This is a genomic window from Rhodopirellula sp. UBA1907 (genome assembly GCF_002337565.1).
Classification (GTDB): Bacteria; Planctomycetota; Planctomycetia; order Pirellulales; family Pirellulaceae; genus Rhodopirellula; species Rhodopirellula europaea.
The window spans coordinates 106,973-118,724 of the sequence record NZ_DDGH01000083.1 but is presented as its reverse complement, the minus strand read 5'-3'; the positions used below and the strand labels follow the sequence as shown (position 1 = coordinate 118,724).

Here is an 11,752-nt window from a genome sequence, read left to right as displayed (position 1 = left end):
TCGGATTGGTCCCCACCGTGTCTAATCTAGTTTCACCACCACCTTGCTCAGCTTCCCTTCGAAATCGAAGAGAACGTGGTCGTCTTCGCTGACAGGTTCTCCGGCATCGGAATCGATGTCAAAGGTTTCGTCCAGGCAGATCCGAAAGCCCAATGTGCGTTCGATCTTTGTCATGGCGACCTGATCGTCATCGCGAACAGATCGAAATGACGATGTATTGTAGGCATTGCCTCTTGGTTCAGGTGCGAATTCATCGTTCTGGCAAGTTGATTGGAAGCGAAGCGAAGTTTGATAGGATTCTTCCAGAGATCTTCATGACAGCGGGAGTGGCTCCATGAGGTGCCATCGTTGTGACTCGAATCGGAGAGCGAGTTTCAAATCAACATTGATGGCGAGCCGGTGCATTCGAAGTGTTTTGATTTCTCGGTCGTGCCCGGTGCGATCCGATTTGTTCTGCCCGAGCAGGCTCCGTTGAAACCATCGGACTGAGCCATGCGATCCGTTCCTTTGGCATTTGCGGGGCTGCGGGCATCCGAATCAGTCCGGCTTTTGAACTCGCCGCAAGCTCTCGTTTTTCGTTTTCTGGCTCATCCGATGGAAAGGGAATGGCAAGGTTGGCCAGTTTTGGCATCGGCTGGTAAGTTGACATCTGTTGATGCACTTTTCTGAACCTGAAGCCGCGACCCAATTCCAATGAACGCTGCTGAGAATCGCTCTGGACCGCATAGGTCGGGGGGCAAAAAAGCCAAACAGACCACAACGGCCGGCATCGTCATCGCTGTACTGATCGGTGGCTACTCGCTGTTGCGCCCCACCATCAACGAAACGACCGGGTGGAACTTGCCTGCCCTGCGGTCGAGCGAGGTCTCGCGGGAAACGGTCGCGGAGCGTTCCAACCCGACGGTGGATTCACCGCAATCCAACACCGATTCCACCGGCAAATCGAGCTCGTCTCGTGAACCGGCATCCACGTCCGGATCAACATCCAAAAACGACGCGACGTCGACCAAGTCCGACGTGACGTCCGATCGCGGCTCTTCGCCTGGGCCTCTGGCGTCCAAGATGACTCGCGGCGATCCGGAGTCGGGCCCGTCGGCAGCCTCCAATACGGACAAGTCCGAATTGGAGTACGGTCTGCTGAGAGAAATCAGCCCGGACCGGTTTCTCTCTCCCGCCGGTGTGCTGTACACGCCTGGAAGTGCCGAAGGTCACCGCCTCGAACATCTTCGCCGTCACACCAAAGACCAACCCAATCGCTCCGGCAAACACGGCGTCTTTGATGGCGACATGGAAGGGGCCCTGGCAACGATCGACAAGGCGTACGAGAAAGCACAAGCGAATCAACGGACGACCAAAGAAGTGGATGGCAAGCGAACGATCTACACCGTCGACATGGGAAAACGAGTTGGCTTTGTTGGTGGACGCGACGGGCAGAGAAGTCGCAACCCGATGGCTCGCCGAGTGCGTTTGGTATTGGAAGGCAATCGCTTGATCACCGCGTTTCCGCTGTAGGTCCCATTCCGCATCGTTGAATCAACATGCGAAAATGCCATTTTGAAATCAATCTTCAATGGCACCACCCGAATCATTCCGTTCTTGTTTGGAAGTCAATTCTGTGACTCACCCCGATTCCAATTCCGATGTTCGACACAGCGTTGCTTCGTGCCCGATTTGCGAACAAGGTCTGTGCTCCATTCGTGCGTGTGGATTGGTCGACGACAAACCTTCACACGGTTTGGTGGTCTGCGACGAATGCGAAGCGATCTGGTTGCAACCCAATGTTCAGGGCGTGCACATTTATGCCGATGCGGAAACACCCAAGTGCCCGATCGATCAATCGCCGCTGTACCAGGGCAACAATCGTTGGGCGACTCTGGATGACATTGACCGATTGGGATGGTCCGATGCGGTGAATCCTGATCTGACGTATCAACCGGATTCGGATGATTCGTAAACCGGAATAGCAAACTTTGTTCTGGCAGCCCTCAGCAGTTGCGACCGGATGAACGGCGGTTTGACTTCGTACCGCCCTGCTCTGCCCTGCCCTCCCCTGCCCCATTTTACATCTTTCACTTTTGGAACTTTGACCTTGTCGGAAATCTCCTTTGACCCGATTCTCGCTGCCGGTGCCGACCCGGTTCAGGCTGGCGTGGCACTGAAACAGTTGGCAGATGATCCAAACTTGACCGGCCCCATGTTGGTGGACGCACTCGCGGAAGACTCATCGCGTTTGATGGATGCGGACCCAGCGATCACCGGTGGATTGCTTCGATTGATTCACCTGAAAACGCTGAGGGCTGAGGGCGATCCACTGTCGGAGATTGAACCCGCTGCGTTGGGGAAAATCATCGAATCGCTTTCGCCGGAAGTTTCCAATCGGCACCTGATGCTGCAGTTGTTGGCGATGCGCCGGACACCGGAATCGCTGGGCGTCTTGGTCACGCAGCTTGGACAGTCACCGCCAAAGGGTTGGATGGCGGCGGCACAGATCCTGAGCCCGTTGATGCAGCACAATGATTGGCAGATCAACGCGGTTTTTCCCGCTCTGTTGGATTCGATTTCGGAGCCTTCTTTGGCGGCACCCATTTTGGATTTGGCGGGTCACATCACTCGAACGGGGTTGGTCAACGAGCATCCTGCGAAGGGACGCATTGCATCGCTGAACGCTTTGCTCGGCCACGTTGCGGGACGTTTGGCCAAGTTCGAAGAAGACCCTCGCAGCTTTGGGACCGAGGTGGAACAAGTCCAAGCGGTTCTGGGCGAAGCGGTGGCGCTGGCGGTTTCGCTGTGCGACGCCATTGGATTGATTGGCGATGAAAGCTCCATCGGTGAGTTGAACAAAACCTTGGACCTGAAGCATCGCCGAGTCCAATGTGAGGCCGCGGGGGCTCTGGCAAAGTTGGGCGTCGATACCGGCAAAGAACGCTTGGCAGAATTGGCGGGCGAACCAGCCGCTCGTTTGCGAGCGATCGCTTACGCCGATGAGTTGGGAATGGAAGATTTGATCGACGCGGAACACCGTGAGCCACGTGCGATCGCGGAGGCGGAGATGGCGTTGTGGTTGACTCAGCCACAGCAGATGGGCGTGCCACCGACTGGAGTCGAGGTGGTGGATTCTCGGCGGATGCTGTGGCCCAGCTTTGAAGATCCGGTCGACGTGTTCTTGGTCCGCTTTGAATACAACTTTGGCGAGAAACAATACAGCAACATTGGGCTGACGGGACCGACCGTCTTCGCCATCTCATGCGATGTCGCGGACTTTCCGCCAGAAGACATCTACGCGATCTATGCTGGTTGGCACGCGGATCACCCAGACATTTTCACGGTGCCCTCGAAGGAATTCAACGAAGCTCAACGCCGGATCGTTGAACCGTTGCAGACCTACTTGGAACGAGTTGGGTATGAAGAGGTGAAAGTCGACCGGTTGGGATTCTTCTTGGATGAAACGGCGGCGGTGTTCACCGCGGTGCGGAACGAGAAGGAGTGCGTCGTTGTGACCGATGGTTTGGAAACGATTGATTTGCCCACCGGCGGCCGCGCGCGTCCGCCGCAGCCCGAAGATTTGTTTCACCTTTACAAGGGCCGCAAGATGTTACGAACGTTCAATCCCAACGGCATTTCGGAGTAGTTGAGCGATGAGGCCATTTGGTACCGGAACGATCCAGGAAACACAAAACCAACTGCGGCATGAATTCAGTGAATTCGCGGAGCAGTGGCAGCGGACCAAATCGGTTTGGCGTGACGAACCGGCCCGTCAGTTCGAAGAACAGTGTTTGGCCGATCTGGCACCGACTCTCAATCGAGTTTCATCGGCGCTTCAGACCTTGGTCGACGCGATTCATCAAGCCGACCGGGTGTTGAAAGACCCCGAGGAAATGTCGGAATAGCTCGTATGCTTGCCCATCGCGGTAAGCTGGCCGGCACGGCCGGGATCATGTCGCAACGGCCGATAGCGTCTCAATCATGATGGGCATCGCCTTTGAAACAGTTCGGTGTGACGAGTCGCCGCGCCACGCACTCTGGTAGCACGTGCCGTGAGGCAACGCTATCTCGAACATGATTCACCATGGGAGTCATGCACGTGACGCAGGCATTCACTTGACGTAGGATCGGATGCTACTTCTTGGAATCACTTTCATTGTGTGATTGCGTTCATCGCTCGTACGGCCATCGTGCGAGTGCGATACCGCTGCACACGGAACCGCCGCAATGGCAGCGTCGAGCGTCGTAATTCGTCGACTCGTTCGGGCGACGTCGTTAGCGTGACTCGGCTACCTGACACCACCAAGTAGTGCACTTGGTTTTCCGCTGGATCAACCCACCGAATCGAAAGCAGGTGTCTGGACAGATCCTTTTCATGTTCGACAAAATCGTCGCCGAAGTGTTTTTCAAAGAAGGAAGCGTTGGTTTGTGCGTTTTCTGTCAGGTGGGCGAGCGGCTTCGATGTGGACGCTTCGCGGATCGATCCAAACAGCTCCTCACGTTGTTTGCGAGCCATCCAGTGGATCACGCCCCAAGCATAAGCGTATTCCTGCGAGTCAAAATCATCCGATTCGACGAGCCGTTTGAGATAAGAGCCGTCCCCCAACCGCCTGCCAGCCTTTACGTCCTCAAAGATCTCTTTCATTCTCAAGTCGTTCGTCGCACCAAGGCCTTTCCAGCGAGCACCCTCGCCCGTTGATGTCGGTGCAAAGAATTCCGGTAAACCTTCGCTCAACCACATCGGCCATTGAGACAGACGCTGTTGCACGCCGATGTTGTACAAGATTTGATGAACGCCTTCGTGGGCGATGGTGGAGATTGAATTCATCACCGCGACTTGCGGAGCGACTTGGTTCAAGCGTGATTGCTCGAACAGGGCAACGTTGTTGAACACACTGTCGTAATACGCGACCACGCCCTGAGGCATTCGATTGAATTCTTGAAACTGCTGATCGTTTGCAAATGCAATGATGACCAGTGGGAACTCCGGTTCATGCGTGTCAATCTGGGTTCGCTGGAAATACTTGCGAACGGCCGGGTACATCGTTTCGAGAATCGTTCGCGTCGCGCGGATGAACGGCTCGCTCGTGTTGTACAAGAACAGAAAATGTCTGCTTTGAATGGACTTCATTTGAAACTTGGCGAGTCGTTCGTCGGCCAACCAGCGATCGCGGACTTCATCCATGCTCATCGGTGTGAATGCGTCCTCAGTCGGTGAGACTTCCGCATTGTCAAACACCTTCAAACGCCCGTCCGGCATCAACACGACTCGCACCGAACCGCTGCCCACGAGATACCGTCCGACGACTCGGTTCCCGTCGTCATCCCGAACAGCCAAGCGTTCGTTCTCAGGATGAATCAAGTCGCCGACGCGAATTTGCAAACCAGCTGACGCGGGTGGTTGCATTTCATCGTCGGGAGTTTGCCTTGAGCGGGAAAGACCCAGCATTGGTCCGAAGTTTGGTTCCGGAAGTTGGATCGGCCTTTTGGGAGTTAAGATGCTGCCAGGACGATCGTTAGGGTTGAACGTATCTGGACTACCTGTGATCGGGCTGCGCGGAATGTCCAGCATCGGCGACGGCAAGCTGTCGATGGGCCCGAATTGTTGACCTTGGGCTTGGTCGTCGGTGAGCAGACCGAAGCTACCAAAGATCCAGAATGCGCCTCCGAGCAACATCGCTTTCGGCAAAAACTTCATTCTCAAAAACATGTTGCCGCTCCAAAACGAATCGATAGCTCTCAGTAAAATTGCGAGGCTCGATTGTATCGTCCATCGAAGAGAGGATGAGGAAGAAAGAGCGACGAAGAAAAAACGGGCGACGAAGAAAAAACGGGCGACCCCGGAGACATCGATGCAGTAGGTCCTGATGACTGGACATGCGAATGGAATTTCTCACTGAATTGACTCGGCAATGCAGTGAGCGGTGCAGTGCCGCTCGCCCAACGATCGATTTCCACGCATCACTGCGTACCGCCACAGCGATCTTCGAAAGCAGGCTTGATCTTCTTCGTTGGTTTCGTCCAAAGACGCCACAGACAGTCCAAAGTCTGCAAGTATTCTCAGGATGAACGATCCAATAGCAAAGTTGCCGCAGAATCACGAAGTGCTTAAAATCTCCAACACGCCAGTGAGTCGAGTGACATTGGTCGGCCACCCCAGGTCACTCGCGCCGTACGACGCGATTCCCCGATTTGCGACCCTACTGAGTAGGGTTGAATCTATTATTCGCCCAAAGAGATCTGTTGACCACCGAACCCAACGTCTCCGACTACTCATTCGTCCGGCGTGCACGAGCTGGATACATTTACAGCGATCACTACGCGGTTGCCGAGACGGACGATGGATTTGAACTCGACTTTGCCCCAACCCCGTTTCTTCGGCTTGCTGGATTCTCACTGGTAACTGGTCTCGTTTGCGCGAGTATCGTTCGGGCATCGTATCTCGCCCACAATGATCCCATCCCAGTTACGATCGCTGCCCTCTGTACCGTGGTTACACTCAGCCCCTTTTACTTTCCGCTCGCCCGACGAGCAGTCCTCGCTCGCTCTCGGCCATTTATCGCGTTTGATAGAGCTCAGAATGCGGTTCTTTTAGACGGAGGGCATGTACGTATCTCGACGGTTAACATACTTGCTGTTGCGGATGCTACATTCACGGACGACGAAAGCGATGCTGTTTCAGAACTGCAGATGGTCCATCGCGTGAACGGCGACATATCGTACACCTTCATCGTTGCGATGCTTGCTGGTGCTGAATGTGAGTTGAGGCATCTTGCTCAGGGGATCGCCCACGCAATTTCTTGTCCCCACGTGACGTTTGATGAGCGTGATCCGAAAGCGGAAATACTGGGCAAACTATGAAATGCACGGTAGAACGCGCGTCGCGTTTTTTGATTTACTCACAATTGGTTCGTCCGTCCCCCGTGATGTCCGCCGTTCGTCGCATTAAGAATGTATGACAGTTCTCGAATACAGGTACCGAACTAATGCGGGTGCGGGGTGGGGCCGTGTCGATGACAACGCGGTTACCACTGCGTTTCGCTCCAGCGGTACGAAGTGGGAGCAGTCGTTGCCCCTCCATCTCGTTCTTCCTTATCCAATCCGATCGAGAAAGATCTCACCTGGGTGTTGGATCTGCATCCCGCTTGGAATCCTTGGGATCTGGGGCGGCATTGCCGAAACTCTTGCTGGTGGCGAATTCATGCCAGTTTTCGCAGGGCTACTAATGTTGGTCGTCGCTACTGCCATGCTGATATTCGGGTGGCTACACCGCACCGAAGAATGGATCGTGTTTCCTTCATCGCTTGATTCGTGTCGGGTGCAATTTGCGCGGCAACTCGGGGATCGAACTCACTTCGATAAATTCACGAAGCAACTGACCAATCGAATTCATGACGCACATCGAACAAGCGACGAACCATGACATCCACGTGAGAACGGTTTGCGAGGCTTCTTAAAATGGACGACCTTTCACGCGTGCGGTGTGACGTTTCCGAATTGGAATACTTGATTGCGACGCATGCGTCACCGCGATTTCATTGCCCTGCGGGGCACCAGTCAACGCCTCGATAGAGCCTGCGCCCAATCTGTCGGTGCACCGCAGATTGATGTCCGCAATCGCTCAGTTTCGTGCCGACCGTCGTCTGCTCGTTCCGCATTAATGACGTGTCAAACGAATGTTGCGAAATCAGCTGGCACTCAAGAAATTTAAAGAGCGAAGGACCGTCCGTGAACGCATTCAAAACATATTTTGTGCACGAGGCGCGAAACGACCCAATTGCGATTGCGATTATTTGCCCGACACTTGCGCTTGCATTCATCGACATCTCAGTCTACGTGTATTGCCTATGCAATCGCGGAGACCGTGCGATCTCCGGCTTCTGTCAAGGATGGACATTTTACTTTCCATTTTTTGCGGTCCTGGTCGTGCTCATGCCAATTGTTTTTACACAAACGAAAAAGCACGTGATTCTGATCGCGTCTACTGCTATTATTCTCTGGGCGTTTGCGACCCTCAATGAATTTATGATGATCATTGCATGCTGGGGTGACTGGGGGCCGATGTGAGTCGTATTGCACGGTGCGATTTGGCGGATGACAGTCGGTTGCAACGAAGTCGAGCTTGCGAAATTTCACAAATGGATGGTCAACACAAGCGGCCCGCTGAATCTTGCCGCTTTCCAACACAGGTTCGCTCCAATTCACGCTGACATTACGTGAATGTAATTCCGTTTCTCGTCTTTTTTAAATCAATGTTTGAAGCACTTGTTATTCTCGGCCTGATCGCCGTCGCTGGTATAGTTGCAGCCGTTTACGACGCCATCAAAAATCAGGACGATGACTCGGTAGCCGCCTTTGGCGAGCAACCTGGCGACAAGATTCAGTCTCTGTTTGCGTTAGACGACATTCAGGGTGAATGGAAGATGGTTTCCGTCGGAAAGAACGGGAACTTCGCACCGAGCATGGTGATGCAAAACTCAGACCTGCGTATGGTGATTGATGGAGAACGATATTCCGTCAATGGATCGGCAGGTAAGATCGTTCTAAGGTCTGAGGGGACGTCGACGATCATGGACCAACTTGATGACAACGGCGACACGCATTTGTGTATCGTACGCCTTCGCAACGACGAACTCGAGATATGCCAAGGCGAGGTTGGAGACTCGCGTCCCGTTGATTTCAACCCCGAACGAAGCGACGATGCGAGCCTGACACGTTTTGCTCGGATTTGAACTTGCAGCTTGACTGAACCAGCGTGTGCCCACTGGATGGTGACGCTACGACATTCCTTCCGAATCCTTTCATCGCCACCGCTTGGTGACGCATAGCCTCAAACCGCTTAAAATAGATCAACACAGGAAACAGGATGTCCCCCTATACTTTGATTGCCGACCGCAATAGCCCCACCAATGTCTGGCTGCGCGAAAATCCGCTGGTCATCAGCTTGGTCGCTGGCGTTTTGGGAATCGCCTTGGTGTATTTCGGAGTGGTCGGATTGAAGACCGGTGCAACAAAGGATAAGTACGGCAACGAAGTTACTGGTGGAGTTGCAGTGTTGAGTTCTGTCGCAAGATTGATTGGAGGAATCGGAGCAATAGGTGTTGCCGTTTATGTGGCAATATTCGGTGTCTGGTAGAATTTCACAACGGAGCGTAGTGCTTTTCACAGATGAAAGCGGATCGGAAAAGTCCGCCTTGGTGAATGATGGTGTGAATCTAAACCCGATGTGTGTTTTCTGGGAGCTTTGAAAGTTCGAAAAGTCTTTTGCGTGAAAATTGCGTTACGGATTTGGATTCGCGGGTCGGATTTTCATCGTATTGCTGGCTCTAAGTTTGTGAACGTTTTGTCAATGGGCAATCAGTTTTCCCGGCCCGAAGATGGACCATGTTTTCCAATTGAGCGTGCACGTTGACAAACCCATATGCTCCACCAGTCGTCAGTTCTTGTTCGGGGCGATCTCGAAGTTGGGCCCGTGAAGAGTGTCCGGTTTGCATGACGCAGCATCGTCTTTGGAAGGTGCTGAACTCGCGAGGGTTCGTTTGCTCGAAGTGCTCAACCCGACTTGTTGTAACGCTCGGTCCTGCTTGGGGACGTTGGGTGACTCATCTTGTTCGGCTGCTCGTTGCCAGTTACTTCGTTTGCGAATTCTTGCTCGACTTCGAGGTGAAGTGGTACGTTCGTCTCCCCGTCTTTCTGGTCGGTCCGGTTTTGCTCTCGGCGCTTTTTCGCTACGGCTACCTTCACCCGTATGGTGGAGATTGGGTGGATGTCATTCGCCCCGCTGAGGATGACACCGGCAGGAGCGGATCGTGATTGCATGCATTGGCGCAGGCGTGGTTCCGCTCCTGCCAGCTGGTGCAGTGCGTTACTCGATTGAAATTCGTACATGACCTACAGGACACTCGACCTGCTACTCCTGGTCGTCGCTTTTGCGGGCGTTTTCGCTGCACAGCAGCTTTCAACAGGCCCCGCAACATTCGTCTCTGTTGCGATTTGCACATTTTACGCTGCATTCAGGTCAGCGCATGCATCGGGAGTTTCTCCGCGTGTTGTTGCAACGGTCGCTGCCGTTTTGACTTTTTGGTTGCAGTGCGGAATTCGGATGGTCGTTTTCTCGTTAGTATCGAATGATGGCCACACTCGGTTTCGGGCTGCGAGTCAGTTGGTTGATCCCCCTTTGCTTTTTCTGCTTGTGGCGGGGGCAACTATTTTGGTCGGGTTGTTCGGATTGCTGGTCGGGCACTATTTTGCGATGTGGAGAGACCGCGGCTGGAGGCATCTATTTGATCGACCCGATGGGTAATCATTCCGATGCGCGAGAGCAGCCAGGTCACTTTTTCACGCCAACGAGCTTTCCTCGTCGCGGTCCCTCAATTGGCGACGTTTTTTGACTGAATTCAATGGACCTGTCTCCCGAACAAATTCGATTCGTTGAGGCCGTTCGGAAGCCCCGGCACCACCGGCGGGAGATTCTGCTTCAAAAAAGATTCATGGAAATACCGCGAGCGGAACAGCTTGATGCATTGCTCTACTTTTTCACTCATTCAAGCAGTTACGGCGATCAGAAAGATTGCTCGCGATTCTTTCCTGCCCTTGTTTCTGACTGTGTTTACTCGCTCGAAGAATTGCTAACGCAAATTGCGTCAACTTGGAACCTTAGCGTTGAAGAGTTGCCCCACTATCTCGCTGATGTTTACGGGGCGGAACGTGTGGCCTGCCTGTCCAAGTCTCTCGCCACGCAGTACCCAGATGCTAGCTATGAACGGCGGTCGCTGGATACAATCGCTTGGTGGTTGAAACGACGCGTTGCAGACGGCGGATAGGCCCACATTGCAACAAAGCCCTGCGTGGCGAGGGGCAAATGGAAAACACGGCGCCCGTGCTCGCCAGCGGCAACCGTGATTCGACAGAGAATCATCTGATGGCAAATCCATACGAAGCGACCACTGAGGAATTGTTGAAATCCGCTCCAGGTGTGCCAGACTTCCGAATCATCGCATTCCTGCTTGCGGGCTTCGCCGCCATCGTTGATTGCAATTGTTGTCCGACTGAAGTTCATACCACTGGGACGCAAGATTGATCCGCGCCACACAACACAAATGGCTGTTCGTCGGAGACGCGATCAATGCTCGCGATTTGAGTCAGCTCTATGATCACAATATCGCGGCGGTTGTTGATCTCGCTGCGAACGAAACGCCTGCACAACTTGGACGCGACCACATCTATTGCCGTTTTCCTTTGCACGATGACGGGTCGAATTGTCCGCAACTGATCGGTTTGGCGATTTGCTGTGTCCGATCACTGATCCTTCGCGACACGCGAACCCTCGTGGCATGTTCTGCGGGCATGAGCAGGTCACCAGTGGTCGCATCAGCCGCAATTTCGTTGGTCACAGGTGTATCCTTGGACGATTCACTTGCCGCTGTTTTGCTGAACGCACCGCAGGATGTTTCTCCGGCATTCCTTTCGTCCGTCGCGTCAATTCACGTCGAAATGATCAAGCCGGCGTCATTCGAAAACGACGCGTGACGGAGCTGTGTTGGTGCGGTTTCTTGTCTGCTTGCATGTTGAACGCCGATGCAAGGCGATGCGGATGGTTTTGCTAGCGGGGGCATTGCTTGGGTTGGTGGGTGAAGGTGCTTTCTTTTTTGGGATTGGGTTGGCCGATGTTTGAACGGATAAGCCGGGTCGGCGCTCACGGGGATCGCTGGGGTGTGATCGAGGAGTTCTGACAAAGCTATCGCTATCGCTATCGCTATCGCTATCGAGC

At 53.9% G+C, this 11,752-nt stretch carries 13 protein-coding genes; 11 read left to right on the top strand and 2 right to left on the bottom strand.

All coding sequences use genetic code 11. The features are described from left to right. Nucleotides 1-21: 21 nt before the first annotated feature. Entirely contained in the window at nt 22-174 is a 153-nt protein-coding gene (locus tag B2R17_RS17960) for a hypothetical protein (RefSeq protein WP_286765070.1), read from the bottom strand. A gap of 519 nt (nt 175-693) precedes the next feature. On the opposite strand from B2R17_RS17960, the gene B2R17_RS17955 reads away from it, so the two are divergent. The 4 genes from B2R17_RS17955 (at nt 694) to B2R17_RS17940 (ending at nt 3,887) form a co-directional block, all read left to right on the top strand. Beyond that, nucleotides 694-1,512 carry a hypothetical protein gene (locus tag B2R17_RS17955; RefSeq protein ID WP_008666826.1) on the top strand — a complete coding sequence of 273 codons (819 nt, stop codon included), beginning with the start codon at nt 694-696 and terminating at the stop codon, nt 1,510-1,512. Nucleotides 1,513-1,570: 58 nt separating this feature from the next. Beyond that, a complete protein-coding gene (locus B2R17_RS17950; protein WP_286765069.1) occupies nt 1,571-1,954 on the top strand; it encodes a hypothetical protein in 384 nt (127 codons plus the stop codon). Between the two features lie 129 nt (nt 1,955-2,083). After that, complete coding sequence (locus B2R17_RS17945) at nt 2,084-3,628, top strand: HEAT repeat domain-containing protein (protein ID WP_339887711.1); 1,545 nt, start codon at nt 2,084-2,086, stop codon at nt 3,626-3,628. A 7-nt stretch (nt 3,629-3,635) separates the two neighbouring features. Further along, the gene (locus B2R17_RS17940; RefSeq protein ID WP_008666832.1) at nt 3,636-3,887 is read left to right on the top strand and encodes a hypothetical protein; all 252 of its coding nucleotides are present in this window, start codon (nt 3,636-3,638) and stop codon (nt 3,885-3,887) included. Nucleotides 3,888-4,135: 248 nt separating this feature from the next. Here B2R17_RS17940 and B2R17_RS17935 read toward each other — a convergent pair whose 3' ends face one another. After that, nucleotides 4,136-5,692 carry a DUF1570 domain-containing protein gene (locus B2R17_RS17935; protein WP_286765066.1) on the bottom strand — a complete coding sequence of 519 codons (1,557 nt, stop codon included), beginning with the start codon at nt 5,690-5,692 and terminating at the stop codon, nt 4,136-4,138. 533 nt (nt 5,693-6,225) lie between these two features. Here B2R17_RS17935 and B2R17_RS17930 point away from each other — a divergent pair. From B2R17_RS17930 to B2R17_RS17900, 7 genes are all read left to right on the top strand, one after another. Then, nucleotides 6,226-6,843 carry a hypothetical protein gene (locus tag B2R17_RS17930; RefSeq protein WP_286765064.1) on the top strand — a complete coding sequence of 206 codons (618 nt, stop codon included), beginning with the start codon at nt 6,226-6,228 and terminating at the stop codon, nt 6,841-6,843. Nucleotides 6,844-7,710: 867 nt separating this feature from the next. After that, a complete protein-coding gene (locus B2R17_RS17925; protein ID WP_144056616.1) occupies nt 7,711-8,049 on the top strand; it encodes a hypothetical protein in 339 nt (112 codons plus the stop codon). A gap of 185 nt (nt 8,050-8,234) precedes the next feature. Continuing rightward, a complete protein-coding gene (locus tag B2R17_RS17920; protein WP_008666838.1) occupies nt 8,235-8,714 on the top strand; it encodes a hypothetical protein in 480 nt (159 codons plus the stop codon). 134 nt (nt 8,715-8,848) lie between these two features. Further along, a complete protein-coding gene (locus B2R17_RS17915) occupies nt 8,849-9,118 on the top strand; it encodes a hypothetical protein (RefSeq protein WP_144056617.1) in 270 nt (89 codons plus the stop codon). A 461-nt stretch (nt 9,119-9,579) separates the two neighbouring features. Further along, a complete protein-coding gene (locus tag B2R17_RS17910) occupies nt 9,580-9,795 on the top strand; it encodes a hypothetical protein (RefSeq protein ID WP_008666845.1) in 216 nt (71 codons plus the stop codon). A 677-nt stretch (nt 9,796-10,472) separates the two neighbouring features. Continuing rightward, nucleotides 10,473-10,805 (top strand): hypothetical protein, encoded by a 333-nt coding sequence (locus tag B2R17_RS17905; protein ID WP_008666849.1) that lies wholly within the window; start codon nt 10,473-10,475, stop codon nt 10,803-10,805. Between the two features lie 253 nt (nt 10,806-11,058). Then, the gene (locus B2R17_RS17900; RefSeq protein WP_286765061.1) at nt 11,059-11,511 is read left to right on the top strand and encodes a dual specificity protein phosphatase family protein; all 453 of its coding nucleotides are present in this window, start codon (nt 11,059-11,061) and stop codon (nt 11,509-11,511) included. The last annotated feature ends 241 nt before the right edge of the window (nt 11,512-11,752 follow it).

Excerpts from the sequence above, each read along its gene's own strand:
- B2R17_RS17960 (WP_286765070.1), bottom strand. The coding sequence starts at position 174 with ATGACAAAGATCGAACGCACATTGGGCTTTCGGATCTGCCTGGACGAA.
- B2R17_RS17955 (WP_008666826.1), top strand. The coding sequence starts at position 694 with ATGAACGCTGCTGAGAATCGCTCTGGACCGCATAGGTCGGGGGGCAAA.
- B2R17_RS17950 (WP_286765069.1), top strand. The coding sequence starts at position 1,571 with ATGGCACCACCCGAATCATTCCGTTCTTGTTTGGAAGTCAATTCTGTG.
- B2R17_RS17940 (WP_008666832.1), top strand. The coding sequence starts at position 3,636 with ATGAGGCCATTTGGTACCGGAACGATCCAGGAAACACAAAACCAACTG.
- B2R17_RS17935 (WP_286765066.1), bottom strand. The coding sequence starts at position 5,692 with ATGTTTTTGAGAATGAAGTTTTTGCCGAAAGCGATGTTGCTCGGAGGC.
- B2R17_RS17920 (WP_008666838.1), top strand. The coding sequence starts at position 8,235 with ATGTTTGAAGCACTTGTTATTCTCGGCCTGATCGCCGTCGCTGGTATA.
- B2R17_RS17915 (WP_144056617.1), top strand. The coding sequence starts at position 8,849 with ATGTCCCCCTATACTTTGATTGCCGACCGCAATAGCCCCACCAATGTC.
- B2R17_RS17905 (WP_008666849.1), top strand. The coding sequence starts at position 10,473 with ATGGAAATACCGCGAGCGGAACAGCTTGATGCATTGCTCTACTTTTTC.